The following is a 21,457-nucleotide window of genomic DNA, read 5'->3' on the forward strand; positions in this document are numbered from 1 at the left end:
GCGCCTCCCCTGGGGGTGGCCGCCGCATACTCCGCATCGGCCACCATGCCGACCTCATTTCCGCTGCCCGACGTGTTGTTTACCGGTCGTTGACCAGCCCCCAAACGGTGCGAGCCCGGCGTAGATCCAGGATGCCCGGCGCGCCGACATCGGTCGACTGTGCTGCAATCTTCGCACGGAGTTCGCCGGGATCCATCGGGGTCGTGGTGTGACCGGCCGCCTCGAATCGACGATTCCGCCGCGACTGCGCGACTTCCGCGTTCACCGGGGGCTCCTCCCAGTACTGCCCGCCCGGATGCGACACGTGATAGGTGCAGCCGCCGCGCGAGATCCCGGTTCCGGCGTCGAGCAGGTCGAAGACCAGCGGCGCGTCGACGGTGATCGACGGATGCAGGGAATTCGGCGGCTGCCAGGCGCGGTAGCGAACTCCCGCGACCTGGACGTCGGTCTTGTCGGTGGCGAGCAGCGGAACCGGCATACCGTTGCAGGTCAGCACATACCGTTCCCGGTCCGCACCGACCACCCTGACCTGGATCCGCTCAACCGACGAGTCGACATAGCGGGCGGTGCCGGTGGCGGCGGACTGCTCGCCCAGGGTGTGCCAGGGTTCGATGGCCCCGCGCAGTTCGATCTCGATATCCCCGATGACCACCGTGCCGATGCGCGGGAACCGGAATTCGGTGAACGGATCGAGCCAGCTCGCGTCGAATTCGATGCCGTGCGCGCGCAGATCCGCGGTGACCTCGGCGATATCGGTCATCAGGAAATGCGGGAGCAGGTAGCGGCCGTGCAGATTCGCGCCGTGCCTGACCAGCCGCGCGCGCAACGGCTCCCGCCAGAAGCGCGCGACCAGCCCGCGGACCAGCAGTGATTGCACCATCGCCATCTGGAAATGCGGCGGCATCTCGAATCCGCGCAATTCGACCAGTCCGAGCCGACCCCGCGCCGAATCGGGGCTGTAGAGCTTGTCGATGCAGAATTCGGCGCGGTGGGTGTTGCCGGTGAGGTCGGTGAGCAGATGCCGCAGCGCGCGGTCGATATGCCACGGCGCGACGGGCTGGTCACCGCCCGCCGTATTCGCGGTGAGCCGAGCGATTTCGGAGAACGCGATCTCCAGTTCGTAGAGCGCGCCCTCGCGACCCTCGTCGGCCCGTGGCGCCTGCGAGGTCGGGCCGATGAAACGACCGGAGAACAGGTACGACAGCGACGGGTGACGCTGCCAGTAGGTGAGCATCGACACCAGCAGATCCGGCCTGCGCAACATCGGTGATCGCGCGGGCGTCACGCCGCCGAGGGTGATGTGATTACCGCCGCCCGTCCCGCTGGAACTGCCGTCGACATCGAAGGATTCGGTGCTCAGCCGGGCCAGTCTGGCCTGGTCGTAGAGGGTGGACAGCAGTTCGGCCTGTTCGGCGAAGGACGCGGTCGGCTGCACGTTCACCTCGATGACGCCCGGATCGGGGGTCACCGACAGACTCTGCAACCGCGCGTCGACCGGAGGTCCGTAGCCCTCGAGCACCACCGGATGCCCCGGCAGTCCGGTGACCGAACCCGACGGGTTGAGCGCGGCGGCGGCGTCCTCCACGCGCGCGATCAGGTCGATGAAATCGGACAGTTGCTCCACCGGGGGCAGGAATATGTGCAGCCGCCCGTTGCGCACCTCGGCCACCACGGCTGTCGTCGGTTCCCAGTGGCCCGATTCCACGACCGCGGGCGGATCCTCGCGCACCGGGCGCAGCGGACCCATGAACAGCGGGTCGTTATCCGGGCGCGGGCGCGGGGTGCGCCAGGAGATGGCGTCGAGCGGTAGCCGCAGACCGGCGGGGGAATCGCCGTCGGCGAGGACGATTCGGCCTCCGGGAGAATCCTCCGAACGTCCGCGTCGCAATTGCCAGTCCGCGCTGGCCCACCCTCGGCCGTCGCTCCTGCGATACAGCGGGAGCACGTAGGCGACGGGTTCGGTGACCGGTTCATCGAGACGTTCGAGCAGTTCCTTCCGCGTCTGCGGGGAATCGTCCTCCGGGTCGATATCGGTGGGGACAGGCGGATCGCCCGCCGGGGTGCGCAACGTTCCGGCCAAGCGGGCCAGCGGATCTTCGTAGGCGGGGCGGACCTGCGTCTGCGGCAGTCCGAGCCCTTCCGCCAGATGCGCGATCAGACCCTCGGCGGTCCGGAAATCGGCGCCGGGTATCCGGCGCGGGCCGGGAAGCACCGCGGTGGCGCCCGCGTCGGTATTGCCCTCCACCCGGACGATGCGCAGATCCTCGTCATCGGAGACGCCGGTGTGGTCGGTCACCACCGACCTGTCGGAGCCGTTGGTCGTCGCGGAACCGTTGCCGTCGGCGCCGTTCGCGCCCGGAGCCGGATCATCCTGCCGCGCAACCGTGTCGACCCGCGCGGGCGCGGTGTCGATCGGTGTCCACGGATCGATGAGCAGATCCGGGCGGGTCCACAGTGGTTCGTTGTCGGCGCGCCAGACGATGGCGATCTCCCAGCGCGGCAACGGTTCACCGGGGTACCACTTGCCCTGCCGGTACTGCACCAGTCCGGTGGGGGCGTAGATGCGACGGAGGCGGTCGGCCAGGTCGACGGCGCGTTCGCGTTTGTGCACGCCGTCGGCGTCGGTGGTCCACTGCGGACTCATCTGGTCGTCGACGGAGACGAAGGTGGGTTCGCCGCCCATGGTGAGTTCGATCCGGTCGGCCGCCATCCTCGCGTCGAGTTCGACACCCGCCGCTCGGATCCGTTCCCACTGGGAGTCGGTGTAGGGCAGGGTGACCCGGGGATCCTCGTGGATTCGCCGGACGGTGTTGGAGAATTCCAGGGTGGATTCGGTCCGGCCGGTCGCGCCGGAGATCGCCGCCGACGTGCTGGGGTGCGGGGTCGCGGACAGCGGAATATGACCCTCGCCAGCGAAAAGACCGGAAGTCGGGTCCATCCCGATCCAGCCCGCGCCGGGCACGTAAACCTCGGTCCAGGCATGCAGGTCGGTGAAATCCGCCGGAGGACCGGACGGCCCATCAAGCGATGGCACGTCCTGCGCGAGTTGCACCAGGTAACCGGAGACGAAACGTGCGGCGAGACCGAATTCGCGCAGGATCGACACGAGCAGCCAGGCGGAATCCCGGCAGGATCCGATCGCGGTGCGCAAGGTGTGATCCGGAGTCTGCACACCGGGTTCCATGCGGATCGTGTATCCGACATCTTCTCGCAACACGCGGTTCACTTCGACGAGGAAGTCGATGGTTCGCGGAGCGCCTTCCGGTTGGTGCGCACGCACCCACTCCCGCACCAATTCTCCCGCACCGGAACCCGGTGTCGATTCGTCCACGCGCCGCAGATACGGCTCGAGATCCGCCGTCAGTTCCGAACTGTAGGTGAACGGAAAGTATTCGGCGGAATCCTCCATGAAGAAATCGAAGGGATTGACGACCTCGAGATCGGCGATCAGGCCGATCGTTATCGACAATTCCCTGGTCGGCTCGGGGAATACGAGCCTGGCGAGGAAGTTGCCGAAGGCGTCCTGCTGCCAGTTGACCCAGTGTTCGGCCGGTGTCACGCGCATCGAATAAGCCTCGATGCGCGTGCGCGAGTGCGGGGCCGGACGCAGGCGCACCACGTGAGGATGCACCTCCACCAGCCGGTCGAAGGTGTAGGTGGTCCGGTGCTCGAGTGACACCTTGATGCCCATGAAGCAAGTTCACCACACCGCGTCGATGCGTGCGGTGCCATGCAGCAGGCGTTTTCCGGACAGCAACATTGCGTCATATGCCGACACGCGGTCGACTTCCCACATCCTGTGCACGCCCGGTGATAAGACCGCATTACCAATAGATCTCATCGGGAGGTCAAAATATATGCCTGCTCCGATATGCCGATCTTGCGAAACCTCGATCGATCACTGCCACGGCACGCTCATTATCCACGTGGGCCGCATGCCCGAATGCACGGATCTCGACTGCATCGATTTCGATCACAGCCGTCACACATTCCTCATCGACTGCACCGATATCGCGGGCGGATGCCCCTGCGTCAACCGCTACCGCAGCGCCCGATAAACCGTCGATCCACTCCGTCGTCGAACTCCTGCCAGGTCAACCGCACATCGAACGGCACCAGGCACTCGATGGCCGGAGACGAAGCGTCACCTCGGCTGCGATGGCCGGACGTGACGTAGTTCCCCGCGGAATCGAGCGTCGACATTTCGATGGAGATCGCCGGGCCGTCCTCATCGACCATCCGGGTCGTAGGCTGGGCGGGTGAATTACGACCACGTGCTGTTGCCGTCCGGGGTTGCGTCGACGCCGGACGAGGCGGACGAGTATCTGGCGGGGCAGCAGGGGCTCGCGGAGACCGAGGTGGTCGCCGAGCTGGCGGCGGTACTGAATCGCCGCAACGGCGAATTGCCCGAGGCGGATACTTTTCTGGGAACCGAGTCGGTGGGCGGAGCCGCGACCGGGGCGGTGCTCCAGGTGTCGTGTCCGTACGACGCGATCGGATTCGTCCGGAATCTGCTGTTCGAGATCGCGACGCCGCGCGAGTACGCGGTGTACGACCCACAGCTGGCCTGGCTGCTCGATCCGGCCGGACGGGTCGACATCACCGTGACGCACGGCGGCGCGGGCGAATTCCCGTACGTGACGAAAGCACTGTTGGACCTGTGGATTCCCGCCCTCGTCGACCCGAACCCCTATCTCATCGCCGAACGCGCCGATCAGGTCTACATCCAGACATATCGGGACCCGGTCGGGGTGTACACGATCGAATACCGCGACGGCTCGCCCGACAGGCATTTCGGTACGACGTCGGAGAATCCCTCCGAAGTGGTCGCGCTCATCTGGGCGTGGGCCGTCGGCGAGACGCTTGCCGACACCGATTGGAAACGGGTCGAATTCGAGCCCGAACAGCGCTACTGATTCCGGAAGGCCGAACACGACGAACGGCAGGCGATGTGCCGCAGCAAACCGCGGTGCACGCGACCGGATCAGCGGCTGAACGCCGGTCGAGCCCAGTCGGATTGGAGTGAACGGAGATCCGACGGGGCTCGATCCCGTGTCAGCTAATGGCAGTGCGGCACAGCGGGGAACGGCGTTCAGAGTGCGCGGCGACCCGACAGCGCTCGGCCGAGCGTCAATTCGTCGGCGAATTCCAGGTCGCCGCCCATCGGGAGGCCCGAGGCCAGCCGGGTCACGCTGAGGCCGGGGAAATCTCGCAGCATCCGAACCAGGTAGGTGGCTGTCGCCTCGCCCTCGGTATTCGGATCGGTCGCGATGATGACCTCGCTGACGTCGATCCCGTCCTGCTGATTGCCGATGCGCGCCAGCAGTTCCCTGATCCGCAACTGGTCCGGGCCGATACCGCTGAGTGGATCGAGCGCGCCACCCAGAACGTGATAGCGGCCGCGGAATTCCCGGGTGCGCTCGATGGCCTGCACATCCTTCGGCTCCTCGACCACGCAGATCATGGTGCGATCGCGGCGCGGATCGGCGCAGATACGGCACAGCTCGTTATCGGCGACGGTGCCGCACATCACGCAGAACTGCACGCCGTCGCGCACCTTCTGCAACGCGGACTGCAACCGGTCGATTTCGGGAGGTTCCACCTGGAGCAGATGGAAGGCGATGCGCTGTGCGCTCTTCGGCCCGACGCCGGGGAGTTTGCCCAGTTCGTCGATCAGATCCTGGACCGGACCCTCGTACAACTGCGGAAACCCTAGAAATCCGGCAGACCGGGCAGCGCGCCGCCGCCGAGTCCACCGGAGAGGGGACCGAGACGCTCGACGGCGATCTGCTGCGCGTTCGCCATGGCGTCGTTGACCGCGCCGATCACCAGATCCTGTAGACCTTCGACATCCTCCGGGTCGACCACCTTCGGGTCGATCGTCAGCGCGATGACCTCGCCACTGGCCTTGATGGTGACCTTGACCAGCCCGCCGCCGGCCTGACCTTCGACCTCGGAGGCCGCGATCTCGGCTTGGGCTTCCATCACCGCCTGCTGCATCTGCTGCGCCTGGGCGAGTAACTGCTGCATGTCGAACTGACCACCGGGCTGCACGGCATGTCCTCTCTGCGGAAAGTGTCGTGGTCCAGCGTAGTGGACGGGCGCGGGGCGATTCCGCCCGCGCCCGAGCCCGAGAAGCCGGTCACCGAGGCCGCCTACGCGTGCCGCCGCGCCGAGCCGATCGGTAACGGAATCATTGCCGAAGATCTGAAGAACCACGACCGGGCCTACCATCGAGAACGGGTCGGACATGAGTCTGGAGACGACATGGACACGAACCGAGCACGCTTCCTCTCCGCCCTGATATCGGTGTTCGCCATGTTCATCATGGTCGGAGCACCATCGGCCACCGCCGATTCCGGGGTGAATCCGCCGATGGACTACGGCGGCGGATGTGTCATCGATCCCGCCAACCGGTCGGTAACCATCGATTCGCTTCGCTCCCGCTGCACCCTCCAACAACAGAACTCGATCTTCGGCAACGCCGTGCGCGGCGCGGTGCCGACGGGGGTGAAGAACGGCTGGGTGACCAGCCCCGCGACCACGCAGGCGATAGCCCCGGCGTTCTGGATCGGCAAGACCTTCTACACCGGCCAGGACGGCGGTTACGTGCTGAACCGGCTGACCGGTGCGGGGTTCGAGGGACTACGGGCGAACGTCTACGGCGGACCCGCGATCACCGACGGCGCACCGACCTGGGCATTGGACTACCTGCCGCCGGTCGCGCAGATCTACGACGAGATCCGGGAGATCACCCCCGGTGTCTGGTTCGGCTATTCCTGGCAGCGCGACACCGCCCCGCCCACGCTGATGCTGACCTTCGCGCTGGCATGACCGCGCGATCTTGACCCTCCCGTCACGGGAGGGTGTGCTCTGTAGACATGACAGCGACGGTGTCGATCGGGGAATTCTCCAGACTGACCTATCTCAGCGTGAAGACGCTGCGCCACTATCACGATGTCGGCCTGCTCGCGCCGGTCGATATCGACGCGCATTCCGGCTACCGCCGCTATTCCACCGATCAGGTGACCCGCGCCCATCTGATCCGCAGGTTACGCGGACTCGATATGCCCATTCCCGAGATCAGGGCGGTATTGGAGGCGCCGGATACCGACACCCGCGACGCCGCGCTGCGCGCGCATCTCGAGCGGATGGAGGAGCAATTGCGGCGCACCCGCGACGCGGTGGCGTCGCTGCGCGCACTGCTCACCCCGGCCGCGCCGCTCGCGGTGCGGTACCGCACGGTCGACGCCTTCCCCGTCTTGGCGGTGCGCGATGTCGTCACTCGCGACGCCATCGGGGACTGGTGCCAGACCTCGTTCGCGCTGCTCTACGAGACGCTGGCCGCCGTCGGCCGCGAACCCGGCGGGCCGGGCGGCGCCACCTATTCGATGGAATTCTTCGAGAACGAGTCGGGCGAGGTACTCGCGTACGTTCCGCTCGCCGACGGCGCCCCTTTCACCGCACCGGAGGGCGCGGGTTTCGTCGAAATGCCCGCGCGCCGGTTCGCGATCACCGAACACCGCGGATCGTTCGAGGATTTCGACCGCACCTACGGCGCGCTCGGCAGTCACGTCGCCGAACACGACACCGCGCTGCGTGAACCGGTCCACGAGATCTACCTGATCTCCCCCGCCGATACCGGCGACCCCTCCGAATACCTCACCGAAGTGTGCTGGCCCATCGAAACACCATGAACAGGAGAGATATGTCCCTCACCCTGGAGAACATCACCTTCGACTGCGCCGACGCCGCGGCTCTGGCGGATTTCTGGGCGCGGTTGCTCGAACGCCCCGTCGATCCGGAGGCGAGTACCGCCTTCGCCACGGTCGGACGCGGGGAGGGTGCGTCACCGGTGCTGATGTTCATCCAGGTTCCCGACAAGAACCCGGGCAAGAACGTGGTGCACCTGGACCTGCACGCCGCCGATTGGCGCGAGCAGATCGAGCGCGCGGTGAGCCTCGGCGCGAAACACGTCGGGGACTTCGCCGAATACGGCGTCCGCTGGGCGACCCTGGCCGATCCCGAAGGCAACCTCTTCGATATCGGCGCGGCCTGACGGACGCGAGGCGGCCCGGCACGGTATCCGTGCCGGGCCGCCTCGTGCGCTCTGCTAGCCGAGTTCGTTCTTCAGATTTCCCAGCACCTCGGCCTGGATCTTCTTCAGCCCGAGCGGCGCGAAGATGCCCTCGAAGATGCCGGACACACCGCCCGCGCCCTGCCACGAGGTGCGCAGGGTCACCTGCGAACCCGCACCGTCCGGCGTCACGGTCCAGGTGTTGACCATGGTGGAGTTCGAATCCCGCTCGGTCACCATGGAATCGGACACCGAGACGACCGCGCGCACATTGCGCGAGCGCTTCTCGGTGGCCTGCAACGTCCACTCGGCGACGGTGCCCGCGCCGGTGCCGCCTTCGACGACCTTGTAGTCGCGGTAGTGCGGCGAGAGGATGCGCGGACGCACCGACTGGTAATCCGCGATGGCCTCGAGTGCGCGCTGCGGATCCGCCGCCACGGCGATCGAACTGCTGGCGCTGACCTGTCCCACGATGAACTCCTTGTCCGGGTACGTTGCTCGGCCTTCGGGATTCACCATAGGCGCTGCGCGCCCGGCGAGTGTCGGCGCGCCCCGGTAGGCTCGGACCGCGATACGGCGCTATTCCGATCGAACAAATCCAGTTGCGCTACCGTCATCAGCGATCAATATTCCCGTTGCAACATATGCGTGACATTTCTCCTCCGGTGGTCACCTCGCGGTGGCTGTCGGCCATGGTGCGTACTAGCGTCGAGGGGTGGCAGTGAGTCTGTTGGGTAAAGCCGGTTTCGCGTCGGCCGAACGTGAATCCGGGTTCGCCGCGCATCGGGCGGGCGTGGATCGCCTGTTGGCGAGTTACCGCGCCATTCCCGCCGGTGCGAGCGTGCGGTTGGCGAAGAAGACTTCCAACCTGTTCCGGGCCAGGGCGAAGAACACCGGTCCCGGACTCGATGTGTCCGGATTGACCCGGGTGATATCCGTCGACCCGGTGGCCAAGACCGCCGATGTCGCCGGAATGACGACCTACGAGGATCTGGTCGCCGCGACGCTGCCCTACGGGCTCGCGCCGACGGTGGTCCCGCAACTCAAGACCATCACCCTCGGCGGCGCGGTCACCGGCCTCGGCATCGAGTCCACCTCGTTCCGTACCGGGCTACCGCACGAGGCGGTCCTGGAGATGGACGTGCTGACCGGGGCGGGCGAGATCATCACCGCGACCCCCGACGGCGAATACTCCGATCTGTTCCGCGGCTTCCCGAACTCCTACGGCACGCTCGGCTACACCGTCCGGTTGAAGATCGAGCTCGAGACGGTTCAGCCCTATGTCGCGCTGCGGCACGTGCGCTTCCACGACCTGCGCGAACTAGAGGCGACGCTGGCGAAGATCGTGGACGAGAAGTCCTACGACGGCGAGCGGGTCGACTATCTCGACGGGGTGGTGTTCACCGCCGACGAGAGCTACCTGACCCTCGGCAGGCAGACCGACGAACCGGGCCCGGTCAGCGATTACACCGGGATGGACATCTTCTACCGTTCGATCCAGCACGACAGCCGCATGCCCAAGCGTGACCGGCTGAGCATCCACGACTACCTGTGGCGCTGGGACACCGACTGGTTCTGGTGCTCGCGTGCCTTCGGCGCCCAGAACCCCACGGTCCGGCGGTTCTGGCCGAAGCGCTACCGGCGCAGCAGTTTCTACTGGAAGCTGATCGCCCTCGATCACAAGTACCACGTCGGCGACAAGCTGGAGGCCCGCAAGGGCAATCCGCCCAGGGAACGGGTGGTGCAGGACATCGAGGTCCCGGTGGAGCGCACCGCCGACTTCGTGGAGTGGTTCCTGCGCGAGATCCCGATCGAGCCGATCTGGTTGTGCCCGTTGCGGTTACGGTACGCACGCGATGCCCGCGAGAGCACAGTGACCGCGGGCTCTACCGAGCGCGCCTGGCCGCTCTACCCCCTCGAACCCGATCGAACCTACGTGAACGTGGGTTTCTGGTCGGCGGTGCCGACCGCCCCCGGCGCGCAGGAGGGCGCGGCCAATCGAGCGATCGAGAAGACCGTGACCGACTTCGACGGCCATAAGTCCCTGTACTCCGACGCGTATTACGACAAAGATGAATTCGCGGCGCTGTACGGCGGCAGTATCTACACAGATTTGAAGAAACGCTACGACCCGGACCAGCGCTTGCTGGATTTGTATTCGAAGGCGGTGCAACGCAAATGACGACATTCAAGGACCGGTCCGATGTCTTCGCGGATCTCGGAACCAAGCTCAGCATTGCCGAAATCTTCGAGACGCTGATAGACGGCGACATGCCGATCCGGTTGACCGCCTACGACGGTAGCGCCACCGGTCCCGAGGATTCGGAATTCGTGCTGGATGTGAAAACTCCGCGCGGTATCAACTATCTGGCGACCGCCCCCGGCGATCTCGGGATGGCGCGCGCCTACATCTCCGGCGACATGTCGGCCGACGGCGTCCACCCGGGCGATCCGTACGACATCCTGAAAGCGATGGACAGCCTGAAGTTCCGGCGTCCTTCCGCGCTGGCGCTGGTCACCATCGCCCGCTCGCTGGGCTGGGAACGGCTGCGCCCGATCGCGCCGCCGCCGCAGGAGACCTTGCCGCGCTGGCGGCGTATCGCCTTCGAGGGTCTACGCCACTCCAAGACCCGCGACGCCGAGGCCATCCACCACCACTACGACGTCTCGAACACCTTCTACGAGTACGTCCTCGGACCGTCGATGACCTACACCTGCGCGGTCTACGAGGACGAGAGCTGGACGCTGGAACAGGCCCAGGAGAACAAGTACCGCCTGGTCTTCGAGAAGCTCCGGTTGAAGGAAGGCGATCGCCTGCTCGATATCGGCTGCGGCTGGGGCGGGATGGTCCGCTACGCGGCCAAGCGCGGCGTCAAGGTCATCGGCGCCACGCTGTCGGCCGAACAGGCCGAGTGGGCGCAGCAGCGCATCGCCGAGGAAGGTCTGTCGGATCTGGCCGAGGTCAGACATTCCGATTACCGCGATATCGCCGAGAGCGGTTTCGACGCCGTCTCCTCGATCGGGCTCACCGAACACATCGGCGTGCACAACTACCCGTTCTACTTCGAGTTCATCAAGAGCAAGTTGCGCGACGGCGGCGTGTTCCTGAACCACTGCATCACCCGCCCGGACAACCTGCGCACCACCAAGGCCGGTGATTTCATCGACCGATACGTGTTCCCCGACGGCGAGCTGATCGGGTCGGGTCGCATCATCAGCGAGATCCAGAACATCGGTCTCGAGGTGGTGCACGAGGAGAATCTGCGCGAGCACTACGCGCTCACGCTGCACGAGTGGTGCAAGAACCTGGTCGCCAACTGGGATGCCTGCGTCGCCGACGTCGGCGAGGGCACGGCCAAGGTATGGGGACTCTACATGGCGGGCTGTCGGCTCGGGTTCCAGCGCAATGTGGTTCAGCTGCACCAGGTGCTCGGCGTCAAACTCGGGCCGGACGGCGCGTCGGGTCTGCCGCTTCGCCCCTGGTGGCAGGCGTAATCGCTATCCCGTGACCCCGTCCGCCCTTTCCGGCGGGCGGGGTTTTCTCAATCCAGCAGTTCCGCGAGGAACAGCGCTGGCAGCGTCACTTCCTCGGCTCCCTCGGGCGCGGTGTGCATATCGCTGCGCAGTACCCGCAGGATGGCGAGCACCCCCGGACCCGCGTCCAGTAGCGGTCTGGTCCAGCCGAGTTCGGCGCAGGTCGCCGCGGCGGGCAACAGCAGGCCGGTGGCCTCGCCCACCCAGCCGGACGCGGCGAGACATTCCGCCAGGAGCAACGCGGTATCCAGTTCCGCGCGCGGACGGGCCTGCTCGCGGGTCCTGACATACAGGGCACGGGCGCGGCGGACCGCGCGATCGTCGGAGCCGAGGCGCGCTTCGGCGAGCAGTGCCCTGATATCGGCGATCTCCTGCGCTTCCGAGGCCAGCGCCGCCGCACCGGTCAACCGGTGGGACCGGTGGACGCCGTCGCTGTCCGTCGCCTGTTCGGCGTCGGCGGCGCTCTCCTGGAGTCCGAGCCGCAGCCGTTCTGCGCGAACGTGGGCGGCCAGGCGCGGCAATTCGTTATCCGCCGCGATCCGCGCGCCTTCGTCGAGGCGGGCCGACGCGGTGTACAGATCGCCGAGCACCGCCTTGACCCGCGCGCCGATCACGAAGGTGGCGATCAGGAAATCGACCGGACCGATCCTGGTCACCAACTGGTGGCTCTCGTCGAACAGTCGATCGGCGGCGTCGAGGTCACCGCGGCGGTAACTCAATTCGCCCAGCAGCGCCGAGGCCACCCGGACCGCGTGCGAGCGCGGGCCCGATCGGGTGTGCGCGGTGTCCCAGGCCAGGTGGAAACAGCTGTCGGCGGTCTCGATATCGAGTTGTTCGTAGGCCGCGGCGCCCTGCCCGCACAGACCGAAGACCGCGCCGAGCGGATTCTTGGCTCGCGCGTGGTATTCGGCCGCCCAGTCCTGGATCTCGCGGGCGCCGTCGAAATCGAAGGTGCACAGCCGCACGAACGAGATCAGGTTCGCCGCGGTCGAGACCGTCCAGGCGGGTAGTTCGTCGGGCCGTTCCAGGCAGTCGGCGACCCGTTCCAGCACACCCTCGGTGTGGTCGCGGGAGATGTCGTCGGAGGCGGCGAGTACCGCGGCCTCGCACCGCTGCTTGATGACATCGGCGTCGGTCGAGGAACTCCGCGCGAGAATATTCGACAGCCGCCCCAGCGCGTTGCGCGCCGCACCGGACTGCTGCAAATTGACATTGGCTCGCGCCACCGCCATCAGCAGTTTGGAGCGCGAGGCCACCTGCTGCATCGGCAGTTTCGACACCGTGCCGAGCAATGTCGCCAAGCGGGAACCGTCGATGAGGTCCATACCGCCGTTCTCGATCAGATCCATCGCGAATTTCAGATCCGTCGCCGCCAGCGCGTGATCGACCGATTTGCGCAGCAACTGATGTTCGGCATACCAGCGGGAAGCCTTGCGGTGCAGGGATTTCAGCTCGCCCGGCGTGGTTCGTTCCAGCCTGGCCCGCAGATGTTCGGCGAACAGCGGCTGCATCCGGAACCACTCCGGATCGTGTTCGATGCGCTGGAGGAACAGTTCACGCTGTTCGGCTTGGACGAGGAGCATCTCGGCCTCGCTGTCGCCCGACAGCGCCGAAGCCAGCGACGCGTTGACCCGCTCGGTCACCGAGATCGCGGTCAAGAAGTCGAGCATGCGGGGTTCGAGGGTATCGAGCACATTCTCGGCGAGGTATTCGCGGATGCCGTGACTGCCCTCGGAGAGATTCTCGATCAGCGGGGCCGGATCCGGATTACCGCGCAGCGACAGGCTGACCAGCTGAATCGCGGCGGGCCAGCCGTCGGTGACCTCGTAGATCTGCTGGACCTGCGCGTCGGTGAGATCGAAACCGTTGCGCTCGACCAGGATCCGGGCCGTCTCCTCGACGGTCAGACGCAGGTCCGACGATCCGATCTCGACCAGTTCGTCGTGAACTCGCATCCGGCTGGTCGGCAAACCCGCCTGGTCCCGGCTGGTCACCACGAAACGCAGGTGGTGACATCCGTTGTCGAGCAGCGCCGCCATCGCCCGGTGCGCACCCCGATCGGCCACCCGATGCCAGTCGTCGACCACGACCACCACGGTTTTCCCGCTGGCGTGGATTTCGTCGATGAGCGTCGAGATGACGTAGGCGGCCGCGTCGGCGGGTCGTTCCTCCAACACCTGATCCAGACCGGTCCCCAGCTCGGGCCGGACCCGCCGGATCGCCTCGATGAGGTGGGCGAGGAACCAGATCTCGTTGTCGTCGCCGTTGTCGACCCCGATCCAGGCGACCGCGACCCCGCGCTCGGCCAGTTCCGCGCGCCACTGCGCGGCCACCGTGCTCTTGCCGAATCCCGCGGGCGCGTGCACGGCGGCCAGTTTGCGGCGTCCGCCCGCGCGCAGGATCTCGAGCAGCCGTGGGCGCGCGACCGGTTCCCTGGCGGGTGTCGGCGGCCGGAATTTCGTCGCCGCGGTGGGCGGCATGGTGGTCGTATATCCGGATCCGGTGGGGTGCCGCGATACCGCGGGACGCATCGTCAGCGGCCAGCTGCGGCGGGCGGTCACGGCGGGCCGCGACGCGGTGGACTCGCCCGCACCGAGTGCGCCGTCCACCTGCCCGGCGAGCGCCGGATCGGGTAAGGCCATCTCGTCGGGCACCTGACCGTGCGCGATCTGGACCGCGCGCAGCAGTTCACCGAATTCGAAGGCCGACCGGGGCCGATCACCCTGCTCGGGTGACATCGCCTTCTCGATCGCGGCGGCGACATCGGGCGGTATGTCCTGATCGCGCAGATTCGGCACGGGTTGGGTGGTGATCCGCAGGAACTGCGCGACCACCTTCTCCCCCGCCTGCCTCTCGAAGGCCGCGTGCCCGGTGAGCAGGGCGAACAGCGTGGCGCCGAGTCCGTAGACATCGGAGCGCACCGTCGGCTCGTCGCCGCGCAGCACCTCGGGCGCGGTGAAGGCGGGCGAACCGGTGATGAGACTGCTCGAGGTGCGGAACCCACCGGGAATCCGGGCGATGCCGAAATCGGTGAGTTGCGGTTCGCCGTAGCTGTTGAGCAGGACGTTGGCCGGTTTCACATCCCGATGCAGGATGCCGGCGCGGTGGGCGCTCTCGATCGCACCCGATAGTTTCACCCCGGCGCGCAGGGCGTCCTGCCAGGTCAGCGGCCCGTGATCGCGGATCAGCTGTTCCAGCGACCCGCGCGTGCAGTAGGGCATCACGATGAAGGGCAGCCCGGTCGCCGTGACGTCGACCTGGAGGATGTCGACGATATTCGGATGTCCGGAGAGCCTGCCCATGGCCTGTTCCTCGCGCAGGAAGCGCTCACGGCTCTCCCGGTCGATCTCCGAGGACAGCACCTTCACCGCGACCACGCGTTCCAGGGCCGATTGCAGACAGCGGTAGACCACGCCGAAGCCGCCGCGACCGATCTCGACGGCGCCGGACAGACCCATCGCCTCCAACTCGTCGGCGATCCCTATCGGCTCGTCACGCTCGGTATTCTCCCCCTGCTGCCGAACTTCCCCCCGCGATGACGACGAATCGGCCGACGTTTCCTCGCGACTCCCCCGGCCCGAGCGAATCTGTGGATTCATGTGACCACCTCGAACTCACATCGAATCGACGTCACCGGCGATCCTGCGTGCGCCGACAACAGACAACGCGGAGCGAACCAACGCTGTCCGTTATGCCTGCGCATACTCCAACGTAGCGCGCTCCCGGGCCGGGTGGGTGGAGATTCGATTCAGTGGTGTCGCACCGGGGACGGGCGGTGGTCGACGCCCGCGCTCACCGGATCGCGGCGACCGTCTCACACCTCGGCGGGCACCGGTTCACGGGCGGGTTCGGGAGCGATCTCGTGGGCGTCTTCCTGGACATCTCTGTCCTTGAGCACCTCGATGCCGAGTTCGGCGCGGGTCGCGTAGATGACCGAGGTCTCCTGCTCCACGGTCTTGGCCATCGCCTTGTGCCACAGCGTCAGGACGTCGAGCACTTCCTTGCTGCTCGGATCGTCGTCGAGTTCGGTCTTGAGCCGTTGCAGGGTGATGGCCTGCGCCGCGGTCAGCGTGCGCAGCAGATCCTCGCAGCGATTGGGGATCTTGCGATTCGACAGCACCCGCAATCGGCTGACGGTCCCGTGGCAGCCCTCGATGATCCGGGCGACCTCGTCACCGACGACGTCGATCTCGTCGGCGTCCTGAGCATTCCAGTGGGCGCAACCCTCGAGCTGATCGCGCACCTCCTCCGACACGGCGAGCACGGTGGAGACCGCGGCCAGAATCGAATCGCGACGCCACTTGTCGCGTTCGCGACGTTCGGCCGCGGAATTGGTGAGTTCGGTACTGCGCTGGGCGGTTTCGATGGTGACTCTGTTGCGTTCGTCGGCCGCCGTTATCGCGTCGCGGTTGGTGCGATTGTTGACGAGGACGCCCACGAGCGCCACGCCGGCAATGATGAGCGAGCTGAGAAGCGGAAGCCACTGGGTCACCACGGAATCATCGCATCGTGGCCGGGCCGCGCGCCCCGCAACCGTCGCCGGACCGGGGGAAATCCGGCGCCGAAGGCGTTCGTCGCTGGTCAGCGAACCGCGAGTGCGCCGGACGACGAAAGCCCGCCACCGCGAAAGGCGGTGGCGGGCTTCGGCGTAACTACCGGATTACTTGCGCAGCGAGGCCGGAACCTCGAAACGCTCGCCGTAGGTCTTGGCGAGTTCGTCCGCGCGGGTCACGAAGGCTTCCTGTCCGCCCGGGTAACCGACGATGAACTGGTGCACGCCACCGGTCCAGGCCGGGTAGCCGATGCCCAGGATCGAGCCGATGTTGGCGTCGGCCGCCGTCTCGAGCACGCCCTCGTCGAAGCACTTCTGGGTCTCGATCGCCTCGATGAAGAGCATGCGGTCGATCAGATCCTGCAGCGGGACGGTGAAATCCGCCGTGGTCTTGAAGTGATCGCGCAGGCCCTGCCACAGGCCCAAACGCTTGCCGTTCTCGTCGTACTCGTAGAAACCGGCCTTGCCCAGGCGACCCGGACGACCCTCGGAGACCAGGTAGTCGATGACGTCCTGGGCCGGGTGCCGCTTGTTGCCCATGGTGGTGTCGCCCTGCTTGAAGGCCTCTTCGGTCTCCTTGGCGATCTTCTGCATGAGCGTCAGGTTCAGCTCGTCCGACAGCTGCAACGGCGCGGCCGGGTAGCCCGCCTGCATACCGGCCTGCTCGATGGTGGCGGGCTCGATGCCCTCACCCAGCATGGCGATCGCCTCGTTGACGAAGGTGCCGATGACCCGCGAGGTGAAGAAGCCGCGGCTGTCGTTGACGACGATCGGGGTCTTCTTGATCGCGAGGGTGTAGTCGAACACCCGGGCCAGCGCCTCGGGAGAGGTCTTCTCGCCCTTGATGATCTCGACCAGCGGCATCTTGTCGACCGGGGAGAAGAAGTGGATGCCGATGAAATCGCTCTCGCGCTTCACGCCGGTCGCCAGACCGGTGATCGGCAGGGTCGAGGTGTTCGAGCCCAGCAGCGCGTCGGGATCGACGATGTCCTCGATCTCCTGGAACACCTTGTGCTTGAGCTCGGTGTTCTCGAAGACGGCCTCGATGACGAAGTCGACGCCCGCGAAATCGGCGGGGTCGGCGGACGGGGTGATCCGGTCCAGCAGCGCCTTGGACTTCTCCTCGGTGGTCTTGCCACGCGAGAGGGCCTTGGCCTCGATCTTCTCGGAGTAGTTCTTGCCGCGCTCGGCAGCCTCGATGGTGACGTCCTTGAGCACGACCTCGAAGCCCGCCTTGGCGGAGACGTAGGCGATACCGGCGCCCATCATGCCCGCGCCGAGCACGCCGACCTTCTTGATCTCACGCTTGGGCACGTCCTTGGGACGCGAACCACCGTTGTTGATCGACTGCAAATCGAAGAAGAACGCCTGGATCATGTTCTTCGCGACCGGGCCGGTCAGCAGGTGCACGAAGTAGCGCGACTCGATCAGCGACGCGTTGTCGATATCGACCTGCGAACCCTCGACCGCGGCCGAGAGGATCGCGCGCGGCGCGGGCATGTTGGTGCCCTTGAGCTGCTTGCGCAGGTTGGCCGGGAACGCGGGCAGGTTCGCCGCGAGACCGGGGGAAGCGGGGGTGCCGCCCGGGATCTTGTAGCCCTTCTTGTCCCAGGGCTGCACGAAGGCTTCGGGATTGGCCTTGATCCACGCCTTGGCGGCGGGCACCAGTTCCTCGATCGAGCCGACGACCTCGTTGATCAGGCCGATCTCCTTGGCCTGAGCCGGACGGAACTTGTTGCCCTGCAACAGCACCGACAGCAGCGCGGTCTGCAAACCGAGCATGCGCACGGTGCGGATGATGCCGCCGCCCGCGGGCAGCAGGCCCAGGCTCACCTCGGGCAGGCCCAGCTGCACACCCGGCACGTCGGCCGCGATGCGGTAGTGGGTGGCCAGGGTGATCTCCAGGCCGCCGCCGAGCGCGGCGCCGTTGATCGCGGAGACGACCGGCTTGCCGAGGGTCTCGAGACGACGCAGCGCACCCTTGATGGTGGCCAGCTCGTCCATGAGGGCCTGGCCGTCGCCGGGGCCGACGTTCATCATGTTCTTCAGGTCGCCGCCCGCGAAGAAGGTCTTCTTCGACGAGGTCACCACCACACCGGTGATGCTGTCCTTCTCGGCCTCCAGCCGGTCGACGGTCGCCGTCATCGACGCCTTGTACAGCTCGTTCATCGTGTTGGCGCCCTGGTTCGGGTCGTTCATCGTCAATACGACGATGCCGTCCGAATCCTGCTCCCAACCGATCATGTTGGTTTCGCTCACAGCTCTGTGTCTCCTTGTGAAGAAAAGTCGGTGGGGATCAGACGCGTTCGATGATGGTCGCGACGCCCATGCCGCCGCCGATGCACAGCGTGATGAGCGCGTAGCGGCCGTTGCGGCGCTCGAGCTCGTCGATCATGGTGCCGGTGATCATCGCGCCGGTGGCGCCCAGCGGGTGGCCCATCGCGATGGCGCCGCCGTTGACGTTCAGCTTCTCGTCCGGGATGTTCAGATCCTTCTGGAACTTCAGCACCACGGAGGCGAACGCCTCATTGATCTCGACCAGATCGATGTCGTCGAGGGTCAGACCCGCCTTGGCCAGCGCCTTCTTGGCGGCCGGGGTGGGGCCGGTCAGCATGATGGTGGAGTCGGCGCCACTGGTGGCGGTCGCGACGACGCGGGCGCGCGCGGTCAGGCCCGAGGCCTTGCCCGCCTCTTCGGTGCCGACGAGCACCAGCGCGGCGCCGTCGACGATGCCCGAGCTGTTGCCGCCGTGGTGGACGTGGTCGATCTTCTCCACGAAGTGGAACTTCTGCAGCGCGACGGCGTCGAAACCGCCGACTTCACCGACACCGGCGAAGGACGGGTTCAGCTTGCCCAGATCCGCGGCGGTGGTGCCGGGACGCATGTGCTCGTCGTTGTCGAGCACGATCAGGCCGTTCTGGTCCTTGACCGGAACGATCGACTTGGCGAAGTAGCCGCCGGTGGTGGCCGCGGCCGCCAGTTCCTGCGAGCGCACCGCGTAGGCGTCGACGTCATCGCGGGTGAAACCCTCGATGGTGGCGATCAGGTCGGCGGAAACACCCTGCGGCACGAAGTAGGTGTCGTAGTTGGTGGCCGGGTCGAGCAGCCACGCGCCGCCGTCGGAGCCCATCGGCACGCGCGACATGGATTCGACGCCACCGGCGAGCACCAGGTCGTCGAAGCCCGAGCGCACCTTCTGGGCGGCCAGGTTGACGGCCTCCAGGCCGGAAGCACAGAAGCGGTTCAGCTGGAAGCCCCCGACGGTGTCGGGCAGGCCCGCCGCGGTCACCGCGGTGCGGGCGATATCGGCGCCCTGGTCACCCACCGGCATCACGACGCCGAGGATGAGATCGGAGATCCGGTCCTCGTCGAGGTTCGGGAAACGACCGCGCAGCTCCTGGATCAGACCAACGGTCAGGTCGATCGGCTTGACCGAGTGCAGCGAACCGTTCTTCTTGCCGCGTCCGCGCGGGGTGCGGATGGCCTCGTAAATGTAGGCCTCTGTGGTCATGTGGAGTGTTTCCTTCCTTAGGGTGCGGCGGCCGGGCTCTCGCCCGCCCGAGCGCTCTTTGCACCGCGCGCCGCGCATGGCACGCGGACACGGCTGACCTCGCCGACCGGCCCCGGGACCGACCGTTCTAACGCTGTACAAAACACGGCACGCAACGACCGGCGCACGTTCCAGGTGCCCGCGTACACGGGCATCACATCGAACCTCGCCGGACCGGAGCTCGCGCCCACACGCCCCATACTACCGTGGTGTGCGAACTCCGGTTAACTTAACGTCCTCGAGGCGGTGGTTGTCAACCATCCAGGCGTGTGGCACCGAGCTCACTGCGGAGCAACTCCAGAGCGACCTCGTCCGGGTCACGCCGGTCTTCCGGCGCGACGGGTACCGCGGCGGCGTCGAGCATCTCCTGCTCCTCCTCCGGCGTCGGCGGCCGCGACACGGCCGAGCCCGCTCCACCGGAGGTTTCGTAGGCCGCGCCCGGATCCGGGGGCGGGTAATCACCCGGTCCGGGATCGTCGGGCAGATCGGGGAAGTCCGGCGGCGGGATATCGTCCTCGCCCGTGAACGAGCGCGACTCCGACCCGCTCCGGGGCCCGCCACCGGACGGATCGGGCGCCTTGTTGGCCTGACTCGGCCGCGAGAAACGTGGCGCGGCGGGCGCGGCGGCCTTCCTGCCGTTCGGGTCCGCACCGCCCCCGTTCGGCGCGTCGACACCGCGACCGTTCGGTTGCGCTTGGCCCCGGCTCGCCGGAACCCGCTGCTGCGGCGGCGCGGCGCCGCGCCCCCTGCCACCGGCCTGCGCCGCCGCCGGACGCGCCGACGCGCTCCCCACTTCCCATCGCACCGCGTGATCGCGACCGAGCACCGCGCGCACCGCGGACTGCACCGCCGCCAGATTCTGCGGGCCGGAAAGCCGCTCGGCCAGCGGCGCGTGCTGATGCGCGAAGACGATGACATCGCCCTCGATCCGCGACACCGACGCACCCGACAGCAGCGCGTGCACCGCAGCCCCGAACTCGCGCACCTTCGCGCGGATATCGCCCCACGCCTCCTCGACCGCCCGCAACAGCTCCGCTTCCGACCCGGCTCCCGCCGCCGGCGACGCAGCGGCAACCGATGCCGCGTCCGTCGCGGAAGCCGCGCCGGTGGCTGCCGCGCGCCGCTCGGGCTCCCCCGGCTGCCCGCTCACTTGCGGCCGCGTCCGCCCCGGTTCGGGAACAGCCGCCGCTCCGTGGACTCCGGACGAGTCGGCGGTAGCGCCTTCCTGCCCGCTGAGATCGGAAACATCCTGACCACCACGTCGATCGACGGCCGGTTCGTTCGCACCGCGTCGCTCGTCGCCCTCGCCGTCCGCCGCTCCTGCGATCCGCTCGTCGGCCGGGCGGGAATTCGGCACGCCGCCGCTCACACCTTCGCCCGCTCGGGCCGAACGCTCCTCGGCGGCACCATCGGGACCACCCCGCGCGTCCGCTACCGCGCGACCATCGGTCCCAGCGTCCACAAGATCGGGGTCCGCCCCGTCGTCGGATCGCCGCCCCCGCGAATCCTCCGCACCCGGCGACACTTCCGCCCCGGCACGCCCGGGAGAATCATCGACGGTCCGCCGAGCCACGCCCACCTCGACACCCGCCGATCCCCGACCCGCCGCCTCATCGCCCTCTACGGCGACAGGAACATCGGAACCCGACCCGCTCGGCGACCCGCTCGGCGACCCGCTCGGCGACCCGCTCGGCGACCCGCTCGGCGACCCGCTCGGCGACCCGCTCGGCGACCCGCTCGGCGA

The 21,457-nt window shown here is 67.2% G+C and carries 14 protein-coding genes and 2 pseudogenes; 6 read left to right on the plus strand and 10 right to left on the minus strand.

Features of this window, described 5'->3' with window-relative positions:
- Nucleotides 1–79: 79 nt before the first annotated feature.
- Both JZ792_RS43090 and JZ792_RS43095 read right to left on the minus strand, forming a co-directional pair.
- A pseudogene (locus tag JZ792_RS43090) lies at nt 80–2,158 on the minus strand (transglutaminase family protein); the annotation flags it as partial.
- A 183-nt stretch (nt 2,159–2,341) separates the two neighbouring features.
- A pseudogene (locus tag JZ792_RS43095) lies at nt 2,342–3,691 on the minus strand (transglutaminase family protein); the annotation flags it as partial.
- A gap of 568 nt (nt 3,692–4,259) precedes the next feature.
- Here JZ792_RS43095 and JZ792_RS30795 point away from each other — a divergent pair.
- Entirely contained in the window at nt 4,260–4,916 is a 657-nt protein-coding gene (locus JZ792_RS30795) for a hypothetical protein (protein WP_216916090.1), read from the plus strand.
- A 176-nt stretch (nt 4,917–5,092) separates the two neighbouring features.
- Here JZ792_RS30795 and recR read toward each other — a convergent pair whose 3' ends face one another.
- Complete coding sequence (gene recR / locus JZ792_RS30800) at nt 5,093–5,701, minus strand: recombination mediator RecR (RefSeq protein ID WP_109522763.1); 609 nt, start codon at nt 5,699–5,701, stop codon at nt 5,093–5,095.
- An 11-nt stretch (nt 5,702–5,712) separates the two neighbouring features.
- Nucleotides 5,713–6,054, minus strand: a complete 342-nt coding sequence (locus tag JZ792_RS30805) for a YbaB/EbfC family nucleoid-associated protein (RefSeq protein WP_109522764.1) — start codon at nt 6,052–6,054, stop codon at nt 5,713–5,715.
- A 213-nt stretch (nt 6,055–6,267) separates the two neighbouring features.
- On the opposite strand from JZ792_RS30805, the gene JZ792_RS30810 reads away from it, so the two are divergent.
- From JZ792_RS30810 to JZ792_RS30820, 3 genes are read left to right on the plus strand one after another with little or no spacing between them, the layout of a single operon-like run.
- Nucleotides 6,268–6,834, plus strand: coding sequence for a hypothetical protein (locus JZ792_RS30810; protein ID WP_216916093.1), 567 nt, complete (start codon nt 6,268–6,270; stop codon nt 6,832–6,834).
- 47 nt (nt 6,835–6,881) lie between these two features.
- On the plus strand, nt 6,882–7,697 hold the full coding sequence (locus JZ792_RS30815; protein ID WP_216916095.1) for a MerR family transcriptional regulator: 816 nt from the start codon (nt 6,882–6,884) through the stop codon (nt 7,695–7,697).
- 11 nt (nt 7,698–7,708) lie between these two features.
- On the plus strand, nt 7,709–8,059 hold the full coding sequence (locus JZ792_RS30820; protein ID WP_216916098.1) for a VOC family protein: 351 nt from the start codon (nt 7,709–7,711) through the stop codon (nt 8,057–8,059).
- 54 nt (nt 8,060–8,113) lie between these two features.
- On the opposite strand, the gene JZ792_RS30825 is transcribed toward JZ792_RS30820, so the two are convergent.
- On the minus strand, nt 8,114–8,548 hold the full coding sequence (locus tag JZ792_RS30825; protein ID WP_216916101.1) for an SRPBCC family protein: 435 nt from the start codon (nt 8,546–8,548) through the stop codon (nt 8,114–8,116).
- Between the two features lie 250 nt (nt 8,549–8,798).
- Between JZ792_RS30825 and JZ792_RS30830 the strand changes: the two genes are divergently transcribed.
- Entirely contained in the window at nt 8,799–10,259 is a 1,461-nt protein-coding gene (locus tag JZ792_RS30830; protein ID WP_216916115.1) for an FAD-binding oxidoreductase, read from the plus strand.
- Nucleotides 10,256–11,572 carry a class I SAM-dependent methyltransferase gene (locus JZ792_RS30835; protein ID WP_216916104.1) on the plus strand — a complete coding sequence of 439 codons (1,317 nt, stop codon included), beginning with the start codon at nt 10,256–10,258 and terminating at the stop codon, nt 11,570–11,572. The genes JZ792_RS30830 and JZ792_RS30835 overlap by 4 nt, the downstream gene beginning before the upstream one ends.
- Before the next feature lie 47 nt (nt 11,573–11,619).
- On the opposite strand, the gene JZ792_RS30840 is transcribed toward JZ792_RS30835, so the two are convergent.
- From JZ792_RS30840 to JZ792_RS30860, 5 genes are all read right to left on the minus strand, one after another.
- Nucleotides 11,620–15,210, minus strand: a complete 3,591-nt coding sequence (locus JZ792_RS30840) for a serine/threonine-protein kinase (protein ID WP_216916107.1) — start codon at nt 15,208–15,210, stop codon at nt 11,620–11,622.
- Nucleotides 15,211–15,425: 215 nt separating this feature from the next.
- Nucleotides 15,426–16,058, minus strand: a complete 633-nt coding sequence (locus JZ792_RS30845) for a hypothetical protein (protein ID WP_216916110.1) — start codon at nt 16,056–16,058, stop codon at nt 15,426–15,428.
- A 213-nt stretch (nt 16,059–16,271) separates the two neighbouring features.
- Nucleotides 16,272–18,422 carry a 3-hydroxyacyl-CoA dehydrogenase NAD-binding domain-containing protein gene (locus tag JZ792_RS30850; protein WP_308165520.1) on the minus strand — a complete coding sequence of 717 codons (2,151 nt, stop codon included), beginning with the start codon at nt 18,420–18,422 and terminating at the stop codon, nt 16,272–16,274.
- 37 nt (nt 18,423–18,459) lie between these two features.
- Nucleotides 18,460–19,674, minus strand: a complete 1,215-nt coding sequence (locus tag JZ792_RS30855) for an acetyl-CoA C-acetyltransferase (protein ID WP_216916113.1) — start codon at nt 19,672–19,674, stop codon at nt 18,460–18,462.
- Nucleotides 19,675–19,966: 292 nt separating this feature from the next.
- Entirely contained in the window at nt 19,967–21,070 is a 1,104-nt protein-coding gene (locus tag JZ792_RS30860) for a hypothetical protein (protein ID WP_254190596.1), read from the minus strand.
- Nucleotides 21,071–21,457: the final 387 nt, after the last annotated feature.

Origin of the sequence: Nocardia noduli (assembly GCF_019038455.1) — a bacterium.
GTDB lineage: Bacteria > Actinomycetota > Actinomycetes > Mycobacteriales > Mycobacteriaceae > Nocardia > Nocardia noduli.